Genomic DNA, 22,800 nt, shown 5'->3' with positions numbered 1-22,800 from the left:
AGATTTCTCAAAAATTATTCAGGGTCTTGTACAGAGAACAAGCCTGTAGACAAGTAACGGTCACCACGGTCACAGATAATACATACAATCACTGCATCTGGATTTTCTTCTGCAAGCTTGATGGATGCCCAAACTGCACCGCCAGAAGATGTACCGGCACTGATACCTTCTTTTTGTGCCAGTTTACGCATAGTACGTTCCGCTTCAATCTGTGGAATATCGATAATATGGTCGATACGACTACGATCGAAAATCGTTGGCAAATATTCTTCTGGCCAGCGACGGATACCGGCAATGCTAGAACCATCAGATGGTTGTAGGCCCACAATCTGAATATCCGGATTCATTTCTTTCAGATATTTAGATACGCCCATGATCGTACCTGTAGTACCCATTGAGCTGACAAAGTGCGTAATCTTGCCACCGGTTTGCTGCCAGATTTCAGGACCTGTGGTCAGGTAATGTGCTTCGACATTGTCCGGGTTACCAAACTGGTTTAACACCAAACCTTTACCATCAGCCTGCATTTGCAAGGCCAGATCACGCGCACCTTCCATGCCCTGCTCTTTGGTCACTTCAATCAGTTCAGCGCCATAAGCACGCATCGCGTCCTTACGTTCCTGACTCATGTTATTCGGCATAATCAGCTGCATTTTGTAACCGCGCATGGCCGCAACCATCGCCAATGCAATCCCTGTATTTCCGCTGGTCGCCTCAATCAAGGTATCACCCGGTTTGATCTGTCCGCGCTTTTCCGCCTGCATGATCATGTTATACGCCGGACGGTCCTTGACCGAGCCTGCCGGATTATTTCCTTCGAGTTTTGCGAGTACTGCGGCTTGAGTGTGACTAGCCAGACGCTGCAAACGCACCAGTGGCGTTTTGCCTACATAATGGTCCAGTAAAAATTCGTCTGCTTGAAAATCAGGGGTGGTATTACTCATTATTTGCACCTATATCGAGGTGCGGCTATTGTATGAAAAAATGCATTTCCCTGCACCCATTTATAGCAGTGCTTTTGCATAAAACTGTATAAATCACGATCGGCATGGCCAATTCGTCCTGTTTTAGCTTGGTAAAACTCCTTAATCATGACAGTGACTTAGCTCACCTCGCCTCCTGAAAAGATTTACTCAAACACCCATAATGACTGTTCAGCATAATGGTTCTTATTTTCTGCCTTAATCTGGAGCTTTATAAAAATAATGCTGAAATTTTAACAGTAGATTTAAAGCATGCTAATATGCAAAGCATAAGGAAAATACTGCTTGAATCATGTCAAATATCAACAAAAAGCTGTTTAAACGCCTACACTTAAATCATGCTTATGGACAGCTGATTGCACTGATTTTTGTACCCATTACTATTCTGGCCTGTGTCGGCGCTGCTCTGGTAATCTCGGAAACTTCCAATGCCGCTCGTGCCCAGCAAAAGCAGATGGCCATTGCGATTCTGACCCGTTTTCAGGCCACTTCTGAATATGCACTGGACATTTTGAGCCTTTACCCATGGCAATATGAACAGGCTCATGACGCCATGCAGAATATGCTGAATGAAAAGCATCTGGTCCGTGCGGCTATTCTGGATGAAAATGGCAAAAGTAAACTCGGCATTGGTTTTCAGGAACAGGCGCCTTGGCCTGACTTTAAAAAAGATGGCAATTTTGTTGGCCCGATATTAGATAAAAACAATCATATTTATGCAGTCAAAGTAAATGAAAATGGCATGAATGCAGGCTGGCTGGCGATCGAACTGGACAATCAGCCCTTAGAAATTGCCCGCTACCGGGTCTTGATCGTTTTGATTGCGACCGGCTTATTGACCTTATTGCTCTTGTTGTTATGTCTGAATTTCTATTCACGTCGCTGGATTGCACCGATGTATGAGATTCGCATGCAGCTGCAACGCCTGAATGCCGACACCCTAGATCAGCATATGGTGATTAACAGTACCGGTGAACTGCGCCTTTTGCAGCGTGATATTGCCAATGTGGTGAAACGTCTGCATTTCAGCTTTCTGGAATTGCGTGAGCATACCGAACAGACCGAAGACGATTTGCGCCGTACCTTGGATACTTTAGAAGTTCAAAATATTACTTATCGTCAGGCACGTGACCAGGCGATTTCGGCCAACCAGGCCAAGTCGGTGTTTCTGGCCAATATTTCCCATGAATTACGCACACCCTTAAACAGTATTGATGGTTTTATTCACCTGCTGCTGCGTCAAGGCAATCTTAGCAATGAGCAAAGCCTGTATTTGCAGACCATCCGCAAATCTTCTGCACATTTGCTGGCCCTGATCAATGATGTACTGGATTTCTCCAAGATTGATGCTGGCAAACTGGAACTGGAAACTGCACCTTTTGATCTGGAAGAAGCTATCTTTGATGTGATGGACATGCTCTCGCCACTGGCTGCACAGAAGCATATCGATATGGCGTTCTATTTTGCAGACAATGTACCGAAACATGTGATTGGTGATGTACTACGCTTTAAGCAGATTCTGACCAACCTGATTTCTAATGCGATCAAGTTTACTCCAGACGGCGAAATCATTGTTCGGGCACGCATGGAGCACGATGATATTGGGCAATGTCTGCTGCATTTCAGTGTTCAGGACAGCGGCATTGGCCTGAGCGGAACTGACCGTAAAAAACTGTTTGAATCCTTCTCGCAAGGCGATACCTCGGTCACCCGCCAATTCGGCGGTACAGGTTTAGGCTTGGCCATTTCCAAACAACTGGTCCACTTGATGCATGGTCAAATCGGATTTGAAGATAATCAGGAACGTGCTCCAACAGAAAAAGGCTCAACCTTCTGGTTTACCGCCCAATTCCCGGTGGATGAAGATATTATCCATGAGCACCCGGATTTCAGTGATCTGACGGTTGTGTCTTATCTCGCCCATCCGGCAACAGCGAATGTATTAAGACATTATCTGGAAAATTATCACGTTAAACATATTGAATCGACATCCATTCTGGATCTGTTTAGCCGTCTGAACCATTTACAAAATATCGAGAATACCTGGCTGATTGTTGACCATAGTGGTGATAGCCAAGCCTTACTGACAGAAATTCGTTCTCGCTATCAGGGACATCTGGCTGTGTATGGTTATCAAATGCAGCTTGATCCGAACATGCTGAATGATCATCGTGCCCGTGCTCTGCATCAGCCACTCAGTCGTAGTGCCCTGATTCAGCTACTCGGCAATCAACCCGTCTTTGATCAGGAACAGCATGAAGACTTTAATGGCCAGGGACTGCATATCCTTGCCGTTGATGACCATCTGCCGAACCTGATTGTTCTGGAGGCCTTGCTAGCCGAACTGAATGTCACCACAACCAAAGCCATTAGCGGACAGGAAGCGATTGATATCATCCAGAGCCGTTATGAACAGGGTCTGCCATCTTTTGATCTGATATTTATGGATATCCAGATGCCAGTGATGTCCGGTATCGATACCACCCGTGCAATCCGTTCACTGGAATCAACTTTTGAAAATCATCAGCGTCTGCCGATTATTGCCCTGACAGCACATGCCCTTTCCGACGAGAAGCAAAAACTGTTACAAAATGGTATGGATGATTATGTCACCAAGCCTATTCAGATTGATCAGATCGTGCAGATCCTGACGCAGTGGACGACTGAAAGTTTTAAAAAGATTCCAGTGCTGGAACGTGCCAATGTCATTGATGCGCTGGATCCGAATATTCTGGATTGGCAACAAAGCTTGCAACTGGCAGCCAATAAAGAAGATCTGGCAGTCGATCTGCTTAGCATGCTGGTCGACAGTTTTGAAAAAGAGCTGGATGAAATTGAGCAATTAATTGAGCTGGAAGATTTTCCGCAGCTGGAACATGTTTTGCACCGTCTCTATGGGGCTACCCGTTATGTCGGCACACCGACTCTGCAAAAAGTTACCGGAAGTTTTGAGCAGTTTGTCTCGACCTTGCGTAAGGAACGCCGTAAGGCCGATGACAGTTTTGTTCAGGAAGTACTGAAATATCTGGATGAACTGAAAGCAGTGATTGAGCAGGTAGAACAGGCAGCTCAGCAAATTTTAAACAAGCATAGTGGTTAAAAAATTACTGTTTTACTTACTCATATCTGTATGACTGCACTGTCATGCAAGCACAGATTGCTCATGCTATGCTCGCTTACAGAAAAATTAAGGATGAATACCATGTCACTTGTACGCTTTGAAAAAAATAATGGAATTGCCACGGTTACTCTCAGCCGTCCAGATAAACGTAATGCCATGAGCTTTGCCCTGCTGCGTGAACTGGTGCAGATTGCGAACCGGATTAAAAAAGACAAGTCGGTGCGGTGTGTCATTTTAACCGGTGAAGCGCAGGTCTTTAGTGCCGGCATTGACTTGGCCGATTTAAATAATCCTAAAAATCGGGCCTATGCGGCCTGGGAACTGATTCGTCCTGGACAGAGCTTATTTCAGAAAGCTTTTCTGGTCTGGCAGGAACTGCCTGTACCCGTCATTGCAGCCATTGAAGGTTTCTGCTTTGGTGCAGGTATGCAACTTGCGTTGGCTGCGGATATCCGAATCGCCCATCCTGCGACCAAAATGTCAATTATGGAAACTCGTTGGGGTCTAGTACCAGATATGGGGCTAACGCGTTCTCTCAAAGGTCTGATCGGGATTGATTTGGCCAAAGAGCTGACTTTAACCGCACGTATTTTTGAAGGTGCCTATGCCAAAGAAATTGGTCTGATCACCCATGTCGATGAGCAGCCATTAGCAAAAGCACAGGCTTTGGCTGAAGAAATGTTACAACGCTCTCCAGATGCCTTGATGGCCTCTAAATTTGTGCTGGATGCGATGGAACATAAACCCAATAAGTCACTGCGTATGGAAAAAATCTGGCAGCTTAAACTGTTACTCGGTAAAAACAGCCAACTGGCACGCAAGAAGGATAAAAATCCAGACGTGCAGTTTGTACCACGTCAATATCGATAATTATGGCTGAAGCAAAATCAAAAGATGAGAGATAAGATGCAATTCGATCGTGATAGCAAAATTGCCTTTTTAGGTATGGGACTCATGGGTAGCCGCATGGCAACCCGACTGCTGAAAGCTGGTTTCCAAGTTGCAGTCTGGAACCGCACGGCCAGTGCCTGCGATCCATTGCTTGCACTGGGAGCCACTCCGCTATATCTAGATCAAATTGCAGATTATCCCGTTATTCTGACCTGTCTGGCAGATGATGCTGCGGTGCAATCGGTCTTTGAGCAGATTCAGCCCTATCTGGTGGCTGGTCAGATCATTGTCGATTTTTCCAGTCTTTCCGTACATCAAACTAAAACTCTGGCTGAACAAGCCCAAGCTAAACAAGCCACTTGGATTGACTCTCCTGTATCTGGCGGTACAGTCGGTGCAGAACAAGGCACGCTAGTGATCTTCGCTGGCGGTGATGCAGAAACTATTACCGCACTTGATCCAATCTATAAGGTGCTTTCACAACGTGTCACTCGCATGGGTGATACTGGAACCGGTCAGGCGACTAAAATCTGTAATCAGCTGATTGTGGCAGCGAATAGCACCTTGATAGCTGAGGCAGTGGCTTTGGCTGATCGTGCCGGTGTGGATACTGCCCTGCTTGCACTAGCATTAGCCGGTGGTTTTGCTGACTCCAAGCCTTTTCAAATTCTAGCCCCACGTATGGCCAGCCAGACGTTTGAACCCGTGCAATGGAAAGTGCAGACATTGTCTAAAGACCTGAACAATGCTGTGCAACTGGCAGCTACTTTATCTTTGGATATTCCTGTGGCCAGCCAAGCCCTGTCTCAACTCAAAACCCATCAGCAAGACGGATTTGCTGAAGCCGATCTAGCCACTGTTATCAAGCACGTAGACCGCTAATATTACATTTCAATATTCTGACTTGAGCAAGGAAAAGCCCATGACCAAACTCGCCGTTAACCTCTCCATGATTTTCACGGAAGTACCGCTCTTAGAACGTTTTGCCTTGGCTCATGCGCACGGTTTTAAGCATGTGGAAATCCAGTTCCCCTATGAACTGAGTATTGAGCAGATTCAGCAGCAGCTTCAGTTACATGATCTTGATATCTGCCTGATTAATGTGCCTGCTGGTGATCTGATGCAAGGTGGACACGGTCTGGCCGGTATCCCTGGACAGGAAATCGAGTTTCGTCATGCCATAGAGCAAGCCATTCAATATGCGACTGCTCTGAATGTGCCGAGTGTCAATATTCTGGCCGGCAAACAGCCACTGGATTGTGACCTGCTTCCTTGCCTGAACACCTTGGCGAGTAATCTGAAAATTGCCTGCTCCATGCTCTCTGATTATCAGATTCAGCCAGTCTTTGAAATGATCAACGGTCAGGACATGCCACGTTTCCTGATTCAAAATGTAGCTCAAGCTCAGGAGATGCTAGAAGCTGTCAATCATCCTGCCTTAAAAATGCAATATGACTGTTATCATATGGCCATGATGGGTGAAGATGTACTTGAAGCCTTAAAAGAAAATATTGCAGAGATTGGTCATATCCAGTTTGCAGACTGCCCGGGGCGTCATCAACCAAATACGGCTTCCATTCCATATTATGAGATTTTTCAATGGTTAGAGAATAGCCAATACAATGGTTATGTTGCAGCCGAGTATAAACCTCTGGGAACTTCGGGAGAGTCCTTTGGCTGGAAAGAACAGTTCTTCCCAGAGTATGACTAAAGCAACGGAAGGTACATTTGAAATTTTGGGCTAAAACCGCTATATTAGATCATGCATAATTGTTAGGAAATTATACTCCCTATGAATTTAGAACCATCGCCCAGCGCTTCTAATTCTCACGATCACACTATGAATTCTCATGCACAAGCAGTAAACGCATGCTTGAAAGTTGTACATGCAGCCCTCGAAGATGTAAAGGCTAAAGAAGTTGTTCAGCTTGATGTTGCTAGCATCAGTAACGTGGCAGATGCCATGGTGATTGCAAGCGGTACATCAACCCGTCATATCAAATCACTTGCAGATAATGTTGCTGAAGAAGCACGTAAAGCAGGTTTCCGTCCGCTTGGTATCGAAGGCGAACGTGATGCAGAATGGATCCTGATTGATCTAGGTTTTGTTGTAGTGCACTGCATGCTGCCTACAGCGCGTAAATTCTATGACCTAGAAAGCCTATGGCGCAATCCTGCAGATTCTGTAGCATAAATATCGAATATTCAAAAAAAGCGACCTATGTAGGTCGCTTTTTTATATCATTTAACTTGAATCAAACTAGAAATTTATGGATCAATAACTTTAATAAATTCGTTTTGCTATCAGATTTAATCATTCAGCCCATTTTTTAAACGTTTTGTTGCAATTTTATCTAGACCAATTTTCTAAAAATAAAACACCGTAGCTAATTTTACTTTGTAATTCTTTCCGATTCAGCTTTTATATAGGAGGGAGAATTTATCTATAATTTAAATGGAAAAATCCCCCTTTTGAAAGGGGGATTTTAGATGATCCAGTGAATGGAAAGTCTTAGTGACCTGTACCATTAATCGCTTTGGTCATATCTTCCACAACTTTCTTCGCATCACCGAAAATCATCATGGTTTTGTCGTTATAGAACAGGTCATTGTCCAGACCTGCATAACCGGTCGCCATAGAACGCTTGATGACCATAATGGTACGCGCCTTGTGAGCCTCCAGAATTGGCATGCCGTAGATCGGAGAGTTCGGATCGTCTTTTGCAGCCGGGTTTACCACGTCGTTTGCACCAATGACCAGTACTACGTCAGTTGCCGGGAAGTCCGAGTTGATCTCGTCCATTTCCAGAATGTCTTCATAAGGAACATCAGCTTCTGCAAGCAATACGTTCATATGACCTGGCATACGACCAGCAACCGGGTGAATCGCAAAACGTACAGTCACGCCCTGCTCTTTCAGCAAGTTTGCCAGTTCTTTAACTGCATTTTGTGCACGGCCTTGTGCCATACCATAACCCGGTACAATGACAACGCTGTCTGCATTTGACATTAAGAAGCCAGCATCATCCGCAGAACCTGAACGGTAGTTACGTTGCACTTGTGCACCCGCAGCTGCTGTCGGCGCAGCGGCACCGCCCATCGCACCACCAAACAATACGTTGATGATTGAACGGTTCATCGCTTTACACATGATGTAAGACAGAATCGCACCTGAAGAACCAACCAGCGAACCTGCAACGATCAGCATGTTGTTTTCGAGTGTGAAACCAATCCCTGCTGCTGCCCAGCCTGAGAATGAGTTCAATAGCGAAACCACAACCGGCATATCGCCACCGCCTACTGGTGCAATCCATACCCAGCCAAATGCCAGTGCAAGACCAGTCATTGCCCAGAAAGATGTCATGCTACCTGTCAGGAAGAAGTGAATCCCTGCTGCCAGCATTGCGACAAAGATCAATGCCTGAACCGGTTTTACCCAGCCACCTGAAATGGTTTTTGCCCATTTCTTTGCAGCCAGCTTACCGTATGCAAATACAGAAGCAGTAAAGGTAATCGCACCCACAAAACAGCCAACAAACAGTTCAAACAGGTGAACCTTGCTCATTTCATGGAAAGTCACACCATTTGCAGCCAACAGGTCCGGACCCAATTCAACCAGCTTGTTGTTATGGATAATTGCGGCAACTGCAATCAGTACCGCAGCCAGACCCACCAATGAGTGCATGAGTGCCACAGTTTCTGGCATCTGGGTCATTGGGACAGTACGTGCACGCGCAATACCCACCACTGCACCCGCAGCCATGGCTGCAAGAATCATCCAGACTACCGGATTTTCAGCAACAAAGAATGTGGTCACCACAGCAATCGCCATTGCGATCATACCGTAACGGTTACCTGCAATTGCAGTTTTAGGGCCAGACAAACCACGTAGCGTTAAGATAAAAAGAACGGCGCCAATCAGGTAGAACCAATCCGCATACTCTCGAATAAATTCCATGTATTAACCCTCTTTTTTCTTTTGCTTAGGTTTGAACATTTCCAGCATACGTGCAGTCACGGCAAAGCCACCGAAAATATTAATGCTCGCCAGAAATACTGCGATTGCCCCCAGTACACTCACCACGTTAATGGTCTGGAAATCCACGCTGCCTTCAACGCCCACCATTGGCAAGCCAACAGTTTGAATCATTGCGCCCACGATAATGATCGAAGACAAGGCATTGGTCACCGCCATCAATGGCGTATGTAGTGCTGGTGTTACCCCCCAAACCACGTAGTAACCCACGAAGATGGCCAGGACGAAAATCGTAATTGTTTCAACCATGAGTCTGCTCCTTAACCACGTTTTAACAGCACTTGGCCGCCGTGAGTGACAAGTAGGGCTTTTTGAATTTCATCTTCCTGATTCAGGACAAAGTTCTTATCTGCATCAAAAAGTGTTTCAACAAAGTTATACACGTTACGTGCATATAGCGCTGAAGCTTCAGTCGACACCGTTGATGGAATATTCGGAACACCCAGAATCTTCACACCATTTTCAGTCACAACAGTTTCGCCGCACTTAGAACCTTCCACGTTACCGCCTGATTCCACTGCCATATCCAGAATGACTGAGCCTGGCTTCATCTTGGCTACAGTTTCAGCGCGGATTAAACGCGGTGCATCACGACCTGGTAACAATGCAGTGGTAATCACGATATCGGCATTCGATACCGCTTTATCGACAATCGCTGCCTGATCCTTGATGTACTGTTCACCTGGCATCCAGCCATAACCGTTTTTAACTGCTTCATCAGCACGTGCCTGCTCTTCAGGAGACATTGGCACGTCTAGCCATTTACCGCCTAAAGACTCAACCTGATCTTTGGCAGTCGGACGAAGGTCAGTTGCTTCTACAACTGCACCTAGGCGTTTCGCTGTTGCAATTGCTTGAAGGCCTGCTACCCCGACCCCCATGATCACGACACGAGCCGGTTTCACCGTACCTGCCGCTGTCATCAGCATTGGGAACATGCGCTGATATTCAGCAGCAGCTAAAAGCACTGATTTATAACCTGCGAGATTCGCTTGCGAAGACAATACGTCCATGTTTTGCGCACGTGACAGCGTACGTGGCAAAAGCTCAAGAGCAAATGCAGACACATTCTGTGCCGCGAACTGGTCAAGCTCGGTATTGCGGTATGGGTCAAACATCGCTACAACCGTGGTGTTGGCTGACAGCTTTTGAATTTCTTCACCCTTCGGTGCACGAACTTTCAAAACTATCTGGCTACCGGTGTAGGCATCATCCGTAATTTTGGCACCAACTTGCTCATAGGTACTGTCGATGTAGGCAGCTTTAACACCTGCTCCACGTTCGATCACCACACTATGACCAGCGCTGATCAATTTCTTTACTGTCTCAGGCGTCGCAGCGACGCGATTTTCACCGACGACAGTTTCGGCTGGAATTCCAATCTGCATGAGCGTCCCTCAAGCTAATTTTTTCTTAAGTAAACACCGTGATTTACAGTGCTTCCCCTCAGGATGTGTTTTTGTTGAATTTTTGGATTCTAATTAAACTTCTAGAAATTACTACCTATTATTTATTTAATAAATACCCATATTTTGAACTGATGATTCATAAAAATGATGCTGTCATATACCATTTATTAGTTCAGCCTGATTATTTTGATTTGCTGAATTTATAAACGATATTCATTCTCTTGAACGATGACTGTTTTCCTGGTTATTTTTTATTAGATTACTTTTTGTTTTATTTTGTTACATTGATCATTCTGACAGATATTTCATTTTTCTTGTTAAGCAAATGTTTATTTTAAATGAACTGATAAAGCCTAAATTAAGGCACTTTTCTAGGGCAGTTTTCTGTTTTTGACCTTTTTGACAAATTTAATCTACTTTGAACTATTCATTTTTAAGACCTAAAAATACTGTTTTCTTATAACTTTTTCATTTTTCACTCATAAAAAATATGAATTAATGATGAAAAAATTGATTTGAGATTCACTTATTTGACTTATTCAGCTCAAGTCTTAAGACTTATCTGAAATAAGTGAAAAAATATTCTGCAACATTTATTATATTAATACTCAGCCCACCATCAGATTTACAAATTCTTTATTTTGCACCAATTTTGGGCAATCACTAATTCAGATGGATCTCTGTCACTTGGTTTTAAATAAGATGACTTAATACAAAGCGCTTCCAAGTCCATTTTCTCAAGTGAAAAAGTTAAGTTTCTAGCGAATTTTCATCTCTTATCAATCCAGAAAAGTACTTTTTTGTGGCATTTCTCTTCTATGAGTTCGAACACTTTGCACTATTTTTCTACTTTTATCCTGACGGGTTTTCGCCTATAGTGCCTGCAACTTATGCATCATCTTTGATGTGCTTTATAAAAATTCTCCCTGAGCTTAAGGTACTTGCCATGACTCCTCCTCTCGATATCAGTCAAAATAAATCTCTGTTATGGCTGATGGCGATCGCATGTGGTTTATGTGCAGGTGCAAACTATTATTGCCAACCGCTTATCTCCTCGATTCAGCAATATTATCAGGTACCAGAATCCCAAGTGGCGCTGACCGTGACCTTTGCGCAGGTGTCTTATGCCTTGGGCCTGCTGTTTATTGTGCCTTTGGGAGACATGCTGAATAAGTCCAGACTCATTCCTTTTTTGATGTTTGGTGCCGCCTTAGGTTTGCTGATCTGTGCTACAGCAGTCAATCTGCCGATGCTCTGGGTGGGGACTATTATTGCCGGGCTATTTTCTGTTGCAGCCCAGATTCTGATTCCATTAGCTACGATGGCTGTCCGACCTGAAAAAACTGGAGAAGTGGTCGGTTTTCTTATGAGTGGCTTATTAGTTGGTATCTTATTGTCGACCAGTATTGCCGGACTTCTTTCAGACCTGTTTCACTGGAAAACCATTTATGCGCTCAGTAGTATGGCACTGCTGGTTTTGGGCTTCTACTTAAAAGGACAATTGCCCAGCATGCCGCGTATGCGTATCAGCTATGCAGCAATTTTTAAATCCATGGGTATGCTTCTGCGTGAGGAACCGCGACTGGGCTTACGCTCCCTGATTGGTGCATGTGCCTTTGCAGCCATGAGCATGCTATTTTCAACCATTGCCCTGCTGCTGACCCAGAAACCTTTTCATCTTTCTGATGTGATGGTGGGCCTAGTAACACTAGTTGGTGTTTTTGGTGCGCTGTCGACTCAGGTTATTGGCAAATGGGCGGATCGTGGCTATATCAAGATCCTAACCTGGATTGGCTGTTCAATTTTGGCAGGAAGCTGGCTATTTTTATATTTTGGTGGCGTGTCCCTGCTCAGTTATATTCTAGGTTATGCCCTGATTAACTTAGGCCTGGCGATTACTCATAGCTGTAATCAGAACGTGATTTTTCACTTGCGCCCGGATGCCAAATCACGCCTGAACTCTATTTACATGACGCTGTATTTTATTGGTGGTGCCTGTGGTTCTGCCTTGGGGGTTTATGCTTGGCATCATGGTGGCTGGAGCATGACCTGTCTGTTTGGACTTGGCTTGGCACTATGCGCCACCCTGTTTGCACTAATTGATCAATGGCAGCAGCATCGAGCAAAAGCTTAAACAAATTTAACTGACTTGTACGACTGGATAATAAGGTTTACCCGAATCCCAAGTCGCTGCATTTTCCAAAAGGATGCAGATAAAAGTGGGCAGTAACCCGGCCAGAACCCGACAGCTGTCTTGAAGTTGCTTGACGTTAAACGAGCTCTGATAAGTCACACCGCCCTGCATAAGCTGATAATGCAAGGTGGAAAGACGGTTAAAAATCACCAATAAAATTTCACTTAAATTTCGTTCCTGTACAGCCTTTTGTATTTTCTGCTTTTGCTGGTCTAATGCTTCACGGCAGCTTTCCAGACTGACTTTATGATGGCGATAATCCCAGAAACCTTGATCAGTATAAGGGCTATCCAGCAGTGCAGAAATTGGCTGGTTGTATTTCTCCCAGACAATATGCTGAAGTTTTTGATCCACATCTTTTTGACAGAGGGTTTCCAGAAATTGATGCAGGCTTTGTTGATCCTGACGAACCTCTGTTTCTTGTGCATAAATCGAATTAAAACTGATCCACAGGCTAATAAACTTAAACTCTAGTTCCTCATCCAGCTCTAATGCTTTTTTAAACCAACTAAGTCCCCGTTGAATCCGTAAATTAAAATAGTCTGAATGTTGAGGTTTTTTGCTTTTATAAATCTCCTCCAACATGAGCATCGTTATTCTCCTTATTTATCTCGTTTTCTTTATCTTAATCTTAAATATCTCAGAATATAGCATTGCCGAATGACTGGGAGTTTATTTTTTCAATTCCCACAATTTCTCTTGTTAAATATCTTTATTGGAATAACAGTTATAGATCCTCATGCAGTTCAGCCTTTGATCATGCAAATTTTATGCTAGTATTACGCCCTCTTTTTACAGTACTGCTTTTTTTGAGCAGATTTCCAGCAATTCCTGCTCATTCTTGTACTGCTATTACTCTTCCATTTCATTTAAGGCGTGATTTTGAATGACTGATCTCAGCACCATTGAAAACAAACTTCAACCTCGCATCAGTGTTGCGCCGATGATGGACTGGACCACCAAAGACTATCGTTTCTTTGCGCGCCTGTTTAATCCAAATGTCATTTTATATACCGAAATGGTGACTACGGGCGCCATCATTCATGGCGATGCCAAACGTCATCTGGACTTCAATCAAGAAGAACATCCGATTGTGTTACAGCTCGGCGGTTCCAATCCTCAAGATCTAGCAACTTGTACTAAAATGGCTCAGGACTGGGGTTACAATGAAGTTAACCTGAATGTCGGCTGTCCGAGTGACCGAGTACAAAATAATAAAATCGGTGCCTGCCTGATGGCCGAACCTGATCTGGTCGCAGAATGTATTGATGCAATGCGTAATGCCGTTGATATTCCGGTGAGTGTGAAACACCGCATTGGTATTGATGACATGCATTCTTATGAAGAAATGTTGCATTTTGTGGATACGGTCGCCAAAACCGGTTGCGATAATTTTATCGTGCACGCGCGAATTGCTTTACTCCAAGGTCTTTCACCTAAAGAAAACCGTGAAATCCCGCCACTGCGCTATGAAGATGTTTACCGCCTGAAGCAGGACCGTCCGGAACTGACCATTGAAATAAATGGCGGGATTAAAACCTACGCAGAAACGCTTGAACATCTGAAGCATGTCGATGGCGTGATGATTGGCCGCGAAGCCTACCATAACCCATATTTGTTAGCTGAGCTGGGGCAACTATGGAATCTTGAAGCACCGGACCGTTTTGAGATCATGCGACAAATGCTGCCTTATATTGCCCAACGTATGGCTGAAGGTGCGCCCTTGTCGATTATTACTCGTCATATTTTAGGTTTATTTCAAAACTTGCCAGGTGCACGCAAATGGCGCCAGGCTTTAAGTGGCGGCAATGCCAAAACGTTAAAAGATGTAGAAACAGCATTATTGAATATTCAGGAAGCCATGCAGCGCACTGAAGATTATCTGCGTGAACATCAAGTTCAGTCTTAAAATCAAAAAGCACCGAGATCCGGTGCTTTTTTATGAATTAAAATAAGATTAGTGGGTATAGGCCGTAATATTTCCGACCGGAATCGGTTCTTCATCATAGGAAGCCGCTTGCAGGACAGGTTCTGTAACTGAACGGACATCTGGCCCTAACTCAATGCTGGTAGGTTCATTCACAGGTTCTAGATCATCGAGTGATGAAGCTAGCTGTTCCAGTTCACGATCCAGTTGCTGACGATATTTCTCAATCTCGATTTCATCGATAAAGGCAAAAGCATCATCTTTAATGGCCCAGCTATAACCACCATTCACCTTTGAAATTTTGACATTAATGGGATATTCATTGCCCTGATAATTCAGATGTGAAACTGCTTCAAACTCATTGCCTTTGCGATGGCGGATTTTTACATTTACCACAGTCAGACGATAATGCTGATAATTCGGATTGGCATTAAATTCTTGCTGCATTTGTCCTTGAATATTTTTGGCCAGTTCATCAATCGATACAAAATAGCTGCATCCAGCCAGACAGGCGATCATCAATATCATTATGATTTTTTTCATCACGCCCCCTTGTGTTCTCTCACTGTTTTACAGATGTGTAAAACTTTTCATCTTTGGATTATTCTGTGATCCATTTTATACTTTTTTGAAATAAATTGAATAAATAAATCCTTAGTCTATAAAGTCGTTTTTATTTTTATGTCATACCAATCTTTTTAACTTAATAGTAAAAAACTGATAATAAAAAGCCCTAAACCAGTCAGGGCTTTAACCGTCATTTAAAACTTAAAAATCATCTTCTGCAGCAGGATCATGGTGCAAGGCATCATGGATCGCTTCAACCAACTGCTGGGCGATTTCCTGTTTAGAAGCTTTGTCCAGATCACGCTTATCCAGATGATAGTGTTCAGCAAAGAATACCGTCATGGCATTTTCATCGGATGCAAAACCAATATCCGCACGCGAAACATCATTACAAGCAATCATATCCAGTTTTTTCGCTACCAGTTTGCCCGCTGCATATTCTTCAATATTACGGGTTTCTGCAGCAAAGCCCACCATAAATGGACGTTTTTCCTGCTGTGCGATGGTCGCCACAATATCCGGGTTCTTTATTAAAGCAACATTCAGCTCATCGCCTGCTTTTTTGATCTTATGCTCAGCTATCTGTGCGACCCGATAATCAGCTACTGCAGCGGTCGCAATGAAGATGTCACAGCCCTGCTTGAGCATTTGCATGCTTTCATTCAGCATTTGTACTGCAGAAGAAACATTCTTACGTTGCACGCCATTTGGGGTGTCCAGACTGACCGGCCCTGCTATCAGGGTCACATTCGCTCCAGCTGCATAACAGGCTGCTGCCAATGCAAAACCCATTTTCCCGGTACTATGGTTGGAAATATAACGTACCGGATCAATCGCTTCACGGGTTGGACCAGCCGTAATCGTGACTTGCTTACCCGCCAGCATGCCAAATTTTTCTGCAATCGCGCGCTGAGCTTTATGAAAATATTCCGTGACCTGACGTGCCAGATCTTCCGGTTCCGGCATACGCCCCAAGCCTACATCACCACAGGCTTGTGAACCAGCATCCGGCATAATCACATGCACGCCATCTTCAATCAAAGTCGCAAGATTACGCTGTGTCGCTTTGGCAGCCCACATCTGCTGGTTCATGGCTGGTGCGACCCAGACTGGTGCATTAGTTGCCAGATACAAAGTGCTCAGCAAATCATCTGCAAGACCTGCAGCAAATTTTGCCAATGTGTCACAACTGGCTGGTGCAACTAATAACAGATCAGCCCAACGTGCCAGCTCGATATGCCCCATGCCCGCTTCTGCTTCAGGATCCAGCAACTCGGTATGTACCGGATTGCCTGACAAAGCTTGAAAGGTCAAAGGAGTAATGAAAGCCTGTGCGCCTTGAGTCATGACAACCCGCACATTAAACCCGGCATCTTTCAGACGGCGAACCAGAATGGCACTTTTATAGGCAGCAATACCGCCAGTGACTGCTAAAATGATATTTTTATGAGGAATTACACTTAGATCAAAGCTCACGAACAGCTTACCTTTCTGTTGCAGTGGGGCTCACAATAGCATTAAATAATTGCATTCCCAAGAGATCAGCTTCAGGGAAAACTCATAATTCATAATAAATAAGTCTAATAACTATGCAATTTTCAATCAAAAACTGGCCTGAACTGGAACGGCCGCGGGAACGTTTAATTCAATATGGAGCAGAAAGTTTATCTGATGCGGAACTACTCGCCATTTTTCTCCGATCAGGTTCACAACAGCACTCGGCCGTAGAATTAGCACGGCTACTGATTCAACATTTTGGCCATTTAACTGCTTTACTCGATGCACCCTTAAAAGAAGTCAGTCAGTTTCATGGCATGGGGATTAGCAAATATACTCAACTGATGGCGGTTAAAGAATTAGGACGGCGTTATACTGCCGAGCATCTTAAACAGGATGCCTTAGAACTAAGTAATTCAAAAAGACTGCGGGATTATTTACGTTTCGAATTATTGGGTGAAAATCAGGAAGTGTTCGCGGTCCTGTGTCTGGACGCCAGTTTAAGGAAAATTGCGTTTAAAAAGCTGTTTTATGGCTCTGTGAATGCATGTGATATTTCAATTAATCAGTTGCTCAGATATGCCATTACCCAACAGGCAACTTCAATTGTGATTGCGCATAATCATCCCTTGGGCCAAGCCACTCCTTCTAAGGCTGACCTGTATCTGACCCGCCAGATTCAACAGGCATGTCGACTGGTCGATATCCGTTTAATTGATCATTGTATTATTGCTCTGGAAGGCAGTTTTTCCTTTGCTGAGCAGCAACTCATCAAACCTGAAGCCTAAGGGGGAATAGCACTTGACAAAGCAGCTACAACTCAAGAAGATCATGAAAAAAATTGTGATGATTCCAATAAATGATCGTACGTGACCAGCAGGACGTTTTTAAATTATTATTTTCCTGGCGAGGAACGATTTTACCTAAGGTTCTACCTCCTTTAGGCGTGGTCATGCTGATTTCAGCCATTATTGGTGGTTTTTCACGTGTAGGTTACTTTCATTTTCCAGAACTCCCTCTCGTTGGCTTTACCCTCATCGGCGTAGTACTGTCTATCTTTCTCGGATTTAAAAATACTGCCTGTTACGACCGTTGGTGGGAAGCACGTAAACTCTGGGGTATTCTGATTGCCAATGCACGTCATTTTGACCGTGACTGCCGGATGTTGTCCCAAGGTCGTCGTGAACGTGTGATTCAGCATGTCATCGTTTTCGCAAATGTCCTGCGTGACCGTTTACGCCATCAGACAGCCAATCCGACTGAGCTGGTGGAAACCAGTGGAATGAGCCAGCAGGCGATTACCCAGCTTTATCAACAGGCCAATGCCCCGCAATATACTTTAAGTCTGATCCAGTGGGAGCTGATGCAGGCTCTCAAAGAAGGTGAAATCTCTGACATCATTTATATGCAGATGAATAATCATGTCGCAGAACTCAGTATTGTGCAGACGGGTTGTGACCGGATTGCGACGACTCCTTTACCTTTTGCTTATTCAGTTCTGTTGAATCGTACTGTTTATTTCTTCTGTTTTATTCTGCCGTTTAGCCTTGGTGCAACCTTAGGTTTATTCACCCCTTTTCTGGTCGGCATTCTCGCTTATACCTTCCTAGGACTGGATGCTTTAAGCTCAGAAATTGAAGAGCCTTTTGGTACACAAAGCAATGACTTACCACTTGATTCTATGGTTCGTACTATTGAAATTGAACTCTTAGGAACTTTAGGTAAACCGACACCACCACCGATTCAGGCTCAAGATAATAATTTGCTTTAATAGGTTACCTCTCTTATTCAAAGAGAGAATTCCTTCACGTTGGAATGGGTAGCAGTGTTGTGACTACTGCTTAACGCATTAAACAAAACTCTCCCAAATCCCGATCTGCCCTGGTTTTAGGCTTGGGACTTGGCCCAGTTTAACCCAGGGCATATTATCGCCATGAAAATCACTTCCGATCGAAACTTTCAAACCTTGTTCTGCGATCATCCGGTCGACCATCTGACGGGTTGAACTTGGATCAATGGCTGGCGGTAGCTCCACCGCATCTCCACCAAACTTGGCGAAGATCTCGATCAGATAGCGAATATTGGTGGCTGATAAGTCATAACGGGTTGGATGAGCTAGCACGGCAAAGCCACCGCTGTCATGTATGACCTGAATGGTTTCTTCCAGACCCAGACCATCAAATTTGACATAAGCCTTTTTACCTTCCTTGATGTACTTATCAAAGGCCTGCTGTGGACGGGTCACAATGCCTTTTTCTACCAGCGTTTTGGCAATATGGGTTCGGGTAATCCGATCAGGAATATTGTCAACTTTGGCAATCACGTCAGCATAAATATCTTGGCCTATTAAAGGAACCAGAAGATCACAGATCTGTTTAGAGCGTTCGGCACGAATGATCTTCTGCTGATTGAGGGCTTTTTGTAACGGCTCAGGATTCTGAACATTGAGTGCCACAATATGTACGCCATAATTTTTCTTGGTCGCTGGACGTGACCACTGGCTGGAAATCTCGACTCCAGAAATTATCTTAATCTCATGATTTTTGGCAGCTTCTTCAGCCAGCACCAAACCGTCCATGGTGTCATGATCAGTGAGGGCCAAAGTATGGATAAGTTTGTCCGCAGCCGCTTCGACCAATTGCTGAGGACTCAAAGTTCCATCAGAAATATTACTATGTGTATGTAAATCTACGCCGTGCATCTCTATACTATGACATTTATTTGATCAGATTTAGATACTCTAACATGAAAGCACTTTTAGACTTTGTGCCACTCATTATTTTCTTTTATTTATATAAAACTGTAGATCCAAAAGACACTGACCATCAACTTTTACAATTGATCGGTTCTGCGGGGGGTGTCGACAATAACAATATTCTCGTTGCAACTACGGGTCTGATCATTTCCATGCTGGTGGTTTATGGTGCGTTATTTGTCATGCAAAAATTCCGCCTGGACAAACAGCAATGGATCGTTCTGTTTATGACGGTGATCTTCGGTGGTATTACCCTGATGCTCAGCGACGATTTCTATATCCGTCTTAAAGCTGTATTACTGAATCTGGTTTTTGCTGGTGTCTTCCTGTTATCGCCATGGTTTAGCAAAGATAAGAAGCCTCTCATCCAGCGCCTGTTTGGCCCGGTATTTAATTTGAGCGCCAAAGGCTGGCTTAAATTGAACTATGCCTGGGTCGGTATGTTTACCCTTATGTCATTTCTGCATACATTCTTTGCTTATTTATGGATGGATGGAAAATATTGGGGCGAATTTACTGCATTCGGTGACATGATTGTGATGTTTTCCTTTATCATTATTCAGTTTATTGTATTGCGCAAATACTTTAGAACAGCTGAATAAGTCCAACTACAAACGATAGAGAGTCATCATGCCATTATTCGTCGTTAGCTGTACCGACCAGGAAGGTACAGTTGAAAAACGCCTTGCGATTCGTCCACAACATCTTGCACGTCTGGAACAGTTAGATGCTGAAGGTCGTCTGATTGTTGCAGGTGCCATGCCTAAAGATCCAGCTAATCCTCAAGCCGGTTTCTATGGCAGTACCATTATCGTTGATTTTGACAGTCGTGAAGCACTGGATGCATGGTTACAGGATGAGCCATTCCTGAAAGAAGGTGTATACGCGCATATTGATGTGAAACCATTTAACAAAGCATTTCCTAAAGGATAAGGTTCATGCGCGCTGTTACCGCCAGTTTCATTGGCTTTTGTTTCATGATTCCTTCTGCCTGGGCTGTTGAAGTTTCTGCTCCAGCTGCCCCGGCTACACAGCCAGCAGCTACTCTTGTTCAAGCTGTTACCACGCAAGCACCTGCTCAGGGCACTTCTGCACAGCAGGCTGGAATTATTCCAGCAGTTGCGACAACTGCTCAGACTGTTCAGCCGACTGAGAAAAAGCCGCTCACTGCAGAAGAAATTGCCAAGCAGAAAGCCCAGCAAGATGCCAAAGTCAAAGCTTTAGTCAAAGATCAGGCAACGCGTCTACAGCAACTGGAAAAAGCCAATCTGGAAGCCCTGTCACAAAATCAGGAATTGCAGCTCAAGAACGACAATCTCGGGGTTCAGGTACAGGTCCTGCAAAGTGAACGTAGTGCCCAGATGTTTCTCTACGGTGCCGCAACTTTGGCAGTCGGTGTATTACTTGGCTTTTTGATTGCGAGCTATGTTTATACCAAACGTCGCCGTCAGTGGTAATCTATAAGCCTTCCAAATATCTTTAAGGTTGTACCCGTTTTGTCGTATGCAATTCAAACTGCCGATCTGAATTGGCAATTAGTGGATGGCATTGATGTGCCTGTGTCCAAGCAATTTGGTGATGTGTATTTTTCCAAAGACAATGGATTGCTGGAAACCCGGCATGTCTTTTTAAATGGTAATGACCTTAGTACCCGCCTAGCCGATTTAAAATCTTTTGCATATTTCTGTGTTGGTGAAACGGGTTTTGGTACGGGTTTAAATATTCTGGCGTTATGGCAGCTGTGGCAACAGGTTCGTCCGAATAATCAAAGTCATCTGCATGCGATTTCAGTAGAAAAATTTCCGCTTTCTAAAGCAGATTTAATTCGCGCCTTAAATGCTTGGCCAGAATTGAAACCACTAGCAGATCAACTCATTTCCCAATATCCAATGCCGATTGCCGGTTGTCATCGTCTCAGCTTTCCTGAAGAGCGTTTCAGTCTGGATCTGTGGCTGGGAGATGCACATGATGTCTTTCCTGTTATTGAAAAAACTGCACCTGTTAACGCCTGGTTTCTGGATGGCTTCGCACCTTCGTGTAATCCGGACATGTGGGAAGAAAATGTTTTAAATAACATTGTGCGTTTATCCGAGATCGGAACAACTTTTGCTTCTTTCAGTGTTGCGGGTGTCTTAAAGCGTGGTTTAAAACGACATGGAATCTCCATTTCCCGTCCACGTGGATTTGGCCATAAACGTGAAATGCTGAAAGCGATCTGGAATCCTGTTGAAGAAAATAAAGGCAATGAAACGGTTTTAGAGCTGGAAATTGCTCAAAAAAAAACTGAACCAGATTTAGAGAGTCCTACCAGACCTCGTCAAATCGCTGTGATTGGCGCTGGAATCGCAGGTTTAAGCGTAGCATGGGCATTCGCTCAGCGTGGTCATCAAATCACGATTTATGACCAGTCAGCGCCTCTTTCAGGCGGTTCCGGCAATCCCCTTGCCCTGCTTAATCCTAAACTGTGTCCAGTTGAGCAAAGTGCTGAACATCTGATGACGGTGGCCTGGCAGCATGCCTTAAATCATTATCAGAAATTTAAAGCTTTTCGCTCAATTCAGGTCAATCAGCTTGCCTTAAAAAATCCTGAACAGCTTTTAGGATTGGCAGATGAATATCCCGCAGACATTCTTGCTGCTCAAAGTGCAGCAGACCAAGAGATTCAAACTGAATTTCCAGCTTTAAAACTATTAGCAGCGGGCGCAGTTTCACCCCATCAACTGCGTGATGAAATTTTGCAGCATCCTCTTATTCAGTATAAACAAGCCCAAATTAGTCATATTGAGGCTGCTGAACAACCTGAGTTATTTGCAGATCAGCAATCCTTAGGCAAGTTTGATCACATCATTGTATGTACCGCACGTGATACCCAGCAATTCTTTGAACATTACCCAGTCCTGAAACCGATTCGTGGACAGGTTAGCTGGGTCAATAATCACGATCAGCCCTTAAATCAGGATACAGCTTATAGTTATGGCGGTTACTGTATGCAGCTCAATCCCGAACAACTGATTTTGGGTGCTTCATTCTATCCAGGCCGGGATGATGCAGAAGTCTTAATAGAAGATCATGTGCATAATTATGAACTTATCCACAGTGTCTTTCCTGAATATGCACAGTTATTACCCTCTACCGAAACCTGGCAAGGTCGAGCAGCGGTACGCGCACAGAGTCAGGATTATTTTCCTTTACTCGGAAAAATGAAAGCAGATGAAGATATTTACAGTTTTGCAGGTCTCGGCTCCAAAGGTTTTCTATTTGCACCACTGTGTAGTGAAATTCTGGCAGCCCAAATTTTAGGGGAAGCCTGCCCCGCACCTTCGAACTTGGTAAAGAAACTCGACGTGACACGCTTTCAAAAGAAGGTAAAAGCCAAGAAGCCTTATTTTAAGCCTCAAGATTAAAGAGCCTTCCCTTTAA

At 44.2% G+C, this 22,800-nt stretch carries 21 protein-coding genes; 13 read left to right on the top strand and 8 right to left on the bottom strand.

Translation table 11 applies throughout. The annotated features are described in order from the left end of the window. Nucleotides 1-14: 14 nt before the first annotated feature. On the bottom strand, nucleotides 15-944 hold the full coding sequence (gene cysM / locus F897_RS05480) for a cysteine synthase CysM (protein ID WP_005233884.1): 930 nt from the start codon (nucleotides 942-944) through the stop codon (nucleotides 15-17). A gap of 331 nt (nucleotides 945-1,275) precedes the next feature. On the opposite strand from cysM, the gene F897_RS05475 reads away from it, so the two are divergent. The 5 genes from F897_RS05475 (at nucleotide 1,276) to rsfS (ending at nucleotide 7,189) form a co-directional block, all read left to right on the top strand. Continuing rightward, entirely contained in the window at nucleotides 1,276-4,083 is a 2,808-nt protein-coding gene (locus F897_RS05475) for a GacS-like sensor histidine kinase (RefSeq protein ID WP_005233882.1), read from the top strand. 102 nt (nucleotides 4,084-4,185) lie between these two features. Further along, nucleotides 4,186-4,974 (top strand): crotonase/enoyl-CoA hydratase family protein, encoded by a 789-nt coding sequence (locus F897_RS05470; RefSeq protein WP_005233879.1) that lies wholly within the window; start codon nucleotides 4,186-4,188, stop codon nucleotides 4,972-4,974. A 36-nt stretch (nucleotides 4,975-5,010) separates the two neighbouring features. After that, complete coding sequence (locus tag F897_RS05465; RefSeq protein ID WP_005233877.1) at nucleotides 5,011-5,877, top strand: NAD(P)-dependent oxidoreductase; 867 nt, start codon at nucleotides 5,011-5,013, stop codon at nucleotides 5,875-5,877. Between the two features lie 40 nt (nucleotides 5,878-5,917). After that, nucleotides 5,918-6,706: a hydroxypyruvate isomerase family protein gene (locus F897_RS05460; RefSeq protein ID WP_005233875.1), complete on the top strand. Its 789-nt coding sequence runs from the start codon at nucleotides 5,918-5,920 to the stop codon at nucleotides 6,704-6,706. An 81-nt stretch (nucleotides 6,707-6,787) separates the two neighbouring features. After that, complete coding sequence (gene rsfS, locus F897_RS05455; protein ID WP_004783634.1) at nucleotides 6,788-7,189, top strand: ribosome silencing factor; 402 nt, start codon at nucleotides 6,788-6,790, stop codon at nucleotides 7,187-7,189. A gap of 318 nt (nucleotides 7,190-7,507) precedes the next feature. Here rsfS and F897_RS05450 read toward each other — a convergent pair whose 3' ends face one another. The 3 genes from F897_RS05450 to F897_RS05440 are packed head-to-tail and all read right to left on the bottom strand — an operon-like array spanning nucleotide 7,508 to nucleotide 10,419. Continuing rightward, complete coding sequence (locus F897_RS05450; RefSeq protein ID WP_005233873.1) at nucleotides 7,508-8,953, bottom strand: NAD(P)(+) transhydrogenase (Re/Si-specific) subunit beta; 1,446 nt, start codon at nucleotides 8,951-8,953, stop codon at nucleotides 7,508-7,510. A 3-nt stretch (nucleotides 8,954-8,956) separates the two neighbouring features. After that, the gene (locus F897_RS05445; RefSeq protein ID WP_004783638.1) at nucleotides 8,957-9,280 is read right to left on the bottom strand and encodes a proton-translocating transhydrogenase family protein; all 324 of its coding nucleotides are present in this window, start codon (nucleotides 9,278-9,280) and stop codon (nucleotides 8,957-8,959) included. Nucleotides 9,281-9,291: 11 nt separating this feature from the next. After that, nucleotides 9,292-10,419, bottom strand: coding sequence for a Re/Si-specific NAD(P)(+) transhydrogenase subunit alpha (locus F897_RS05440; protein WP_005233866.1), 1,128 nt, complete (start codon nucleotides 10,417-10,419; stop codon nucleotides 9,292-9,294). A gap of 967 nt (nucleotides 10,420-11,386) precedes the next feature. Here F897_RS05440 and F897_RS05430 point away from each other — a divergent pair. Beyond that, a complete protein-coding gene (locus F897_RS05430) occupies nucleotides 11,387-12,574 on the top strand; it encodes an MFS transporter (RefSeq protein ID WP_005233863.1) in 1,188 nt (395 codons plus the stop codon). Nucleotides 12,575-12,580: 6 nt separating this feature from the next. Here F897_RS05430 and F897_RS05425 read toward each other — a convergent pair whose 3' ends face one another. Next, nucleotides 12,581-13,225 (bottom strand): HEPN domain-containing protein, encoded by a 645-nt coding sequence (locus F897_RS05425; RefSeq protein WP_005233846.1) that lies wholly within the window; start codon nucleotides 13,223-13,225, stop codon nucleotides 12,581-12,583. Between the two features lie 295 nt (nucleotides 13,226-13,520). Between F897_RS05425 and dusA the strand changes: the two genes are divergently transcribed. Continuing rightward, a complete protein-coding gene (gene dusA, locus F897_RS05420; RefSeq protein ID WP_005233845.1) occupies nucleotides 13,521-14,543 on the top strand; it encodes a tRNA dihydrouridine(20/20a) synthase DusA in 1,023 nt (340 codons plus the stop codon). Between the two features lie 48 nt (nucleotides 14,544-14,591). On the opposite strand, the gene F897_RS05415 is transcribed toward dusA, so the two are convergent. Further along, on the bottom strand, nucleotides 14,592-15,104 hold the full coding sequence (locus F897_RS05415) for a hypothetical protein (RefSeq protein ID WP_005233844.1): 513 nt from the start codon (nucleotides 15,102-15,104) through the stop codon (nucleotides 14,592-14,594). Nucleotides 15,105-15,329: 225 nt separating this feature from the next. Beyond that, nucleotides 15,330-16,604: a bifunctional phosphopantothenoylcysteine decarboxylase/phosphopantothenate--cysteine ligase CoaBC gene (gene coaBC, locus F897_RS05410; protein WP_005233843.1), complete on the bottom strand. Its 1,275-nt coding sequence runs from the start codon at nucleotides 16,602-16,604 to the stop codon at nucleotides 15,330-15,332. 113 nt (nucleotides 16,605-16,717) lie between these two features. On the opposite strand from coaBC, the gene radC reads away from it, so the two are divergent. Together radC and F897_RS05400 are read left to right on the top strand one after the other, a co-directional pair. After that, a complete protein-coding gene (radC, locus tag F897_RS05405) occupies nucleotides 16,718-17,413 on the top strand; it encodes a RadC family protein (protein ID WP_005233842.1) in 696 nt (231 codons plus the stop codon). 71 nt (nucleotides 17,414-17,484) lie between these two features. After that, nucleotides 17,485-18,396 (top strand): bestrophin family protein, encoded by a 912-nt coding sequence (locus F897_RS05400; protein ID WP_005233841.1) that lies wholly within the window; start codon nucleotides 17,485-17,487, stop codon nucleotides 18,394-18,396. 78 nt (nucleotides 18,397-18,474) lie between these two features. Here the strand turns inward: F897_RS05400 and F897_RS05395 are convergent, their stop codons facing one another. Continuing rightward, the gene (locus tag F897_RS05395) at nucleotides 18,475-19,326 is read right to left on the bottom strand and encodes a PHP domain-containing protein (protein WP_005233840.1); all 852 of its coding nucleotides are present in this window, start codon (nucleotides 19,324-19,326) and stop codon (nucleotides 18,475-18,477) included. 44 nt (nucleotides 19,327-19,370) lie between these two features. Here F897_RS05395 and F897_RS05390 point away from each other — a divergent pair, with 44 nt between their 5' ends. From F897_RS05390 to mnmC, 4 genes are read left to right on the top strand one after another with little or no spacing between them, the layout of a single operon-like run. After that, on the top strand, nucleotides 19,371-19,982 hold the full coding sequence (locus tag F897_RS05390; protein WP_005233839.1) for a septation protein IspZ: 612 nt from the start codon (nucleotides 19,371-19,373) through the stop codon (nucleotides 19,980-19,982). Nucleotides 19,983-20,010: 28 nt separating this feature from the next. Further along, nucleotides 20,011-20,313: a YciI family protein gene (locus tag F897_RS05385; protein WP_005233838.1), complete on the top strand. Its 303-nt coding sequence runs from the start codon at nucleotides 20,011-20,013 to the stop codon at nucleotides 20,311-20,313. A 5-nt stretch (nucleotides 20,314-20,318) separates the two neighbouring features. Beyond that, nucleotides 20,319-20,837 carry an SH3 domain-containing protein gene (locus F897_RS05380; protein ID WP_005233837.1) on the top strand — a complete coding sequence of 173 codons (519 nt, stop codon included), beginning with the start codon at nucleotides 20,319-20,321 and terminating at the stop codon, nucleotides 20,835-20,837. 39 nt (nucleotides 20,838-20,876) lie between these two features. Further along, on the top strand, nucleotides 20,877-22,784 hold the full coding sequence (gene mnmC, locus F897_RS05375) for a bifunctional tRNA (5-methylaminomethyl-2-thiouridine)(34)-methyltransferase MnmC2/FAD-dependent 5-carboxymethylaminomethyl-2-thiouridine(34) oxidoreductase MnmC1 (RefSeq protein WP_005233836.1): 1,908 nt from the start codon (nucleotides 20,877-20,879) through the stop codon (nucleotides 22,782-22,784). Nucleotides 22,785-22,800 lie beyond the last annotated feature (16 nt).

This window comes from Acinetobacter variabilis, from assembly GCF_000369625.1.
GTDB lineage: Bacteria > Pseudomonadota > Gammaproteobacteria > Pseudomonadales > Moraxellaceae > Acinetobacter > Acinetobacter variabilis.
The sequence above is the reverse complement of the archived record's forward strand: the minus strand, read 5'-3'. Positions and strand labels throughout refer to the sequence as shown.

Excerpts from the sequence above, each read along its gene's own strand:
- dusA (WP_005233845.1), top strand. The coding sequence starts at position 13,521 with ATGACTGATCTCAGCACCATTGAAAACAAACTTCAACCTCGCATCAGT.
- F897_RS05470 (WP_005233879.1), top strand. The coding sequence starts at position 4,186 with ATGTCACTTGTACGCTTTGAAAAAAATAATGGAATTGCCACGGTTACT.
- F897_RS05445 (WP_004783638.1), bottom strand. The coding sequence starts at position 9,280 with ATGGTTGAAACAATTACGATTTTCGTCCTGGCCATCTTCGTGGGTTAC.
- rsfS (WP_004783634.1), top strand. The coding sequence starts at position 6,788 with ATGAATTTAGAACCATCGCCCAGCGCTTCTAATTCTCACGATCACACT.
- F897_RS05395 (WP_005233840.1), bottom strand. The coding sequence starts at position 19,326 with ATGCACGGCGTAGATTTACATACACATAGTAATATTTCTGATGGAACT.
- F897_RS05380 (WP_005233837.1), top strand. The coding sequence starts at position 20,319 with ATGCGCGCTGTTACCGCCAGTTTCATTGGCTTTTGTTTCATGATTCCT.
- F897_RS05460 (WP_005233875.1), top strand. The coding sequence starts at position 5,918 with ATGACCAAACTCGCCGTTAACCTCTCCATGATTTTCACGGAAGTACCG.
- F897_RS05440 (WP_005233866.1), bottom strand. The coding sequence starts at position 10,419 with ATGCAGATTGGAATTCCAGCCGAAACTGTCGTCGGTGAAAATCGCGTC.
- F897_RS05425 (WP_005233846.1), bottom strand. The coding sequence starts at position 13,225 with ATGCTCATGTTGGAGGAGATTTATAAAAGCAAAAAACCTCAACATTCA.
- F897_RS05465 (WP_005233877.1), top strand. The coding sequence starts at position 5,011 with ATGCAATTCGATCGTGATAGCAAAATTGCCTTTTTAGGTATGGGACTC.
- F897_RS05450 (WP_005233873.1), bottom strand. The coding sequence starts at position 8,953 with ATGGAATTTATTCGAGAGTATGCGGATTGGTTCTACCTGATTGGCGCC.
- F897_RS05430 (WP_005233863.1), top strand. The coding sequence starts at position 11,387 with ATGACTCCTCCTCTCGATATCAGTCAAAATAAATCTCTGTTATGGCTG.
- F897_RS05475 (WP_005233882.1), top strand. The coding sequence starts at position 1,276 with ATGTCAAATATCAACAAAAAGCTGTTTAAACGCCTACACTTAAATCAT.
- radC (WP_005233842.1), top strand. The coding sequence starts at position 16,718 with ATGCAATTTTCAATCAAAAACTGGCCTGAACTGGAACGGCCGCGGGAA.
- cysM (WP_005233884.1), bottom strand. The coding sequence starts at position 944 with ATGAGTAATACCACCCCTGATTTTCAAGCAGACGAATTTTTACTGGAC.
- F897_RS05400 (WP_005233841.1), top strand. The coding sequence starts at position 17,485 with ATGATCGTACGTGACCAGCAGGACGTTTTTAAATTATTATTTTCCTGG.
- F897_RS05390 (WP_005233839.1), top strand. The coding sequence starts at position 19,371 with ATGAAAGCACTTTTAGACTTTGTGCCACTCATTATTTTCTTTTATTTA.
- F897_RS05415 (WP_005233844.1), bottom strand. The coding sequence starts at position 15,104 with ATGAAAAAAATCATAATGATATTGATGATCGCCTGTCTGGCTGGATGC.
- F897_RS05385 (WP_005233838.1), top strand. The coding sequence starts at position 20,011 with ATGCCATTATTCGTCGTTAGCTGTACCGACCAGGAAGGTACAGTTGAA.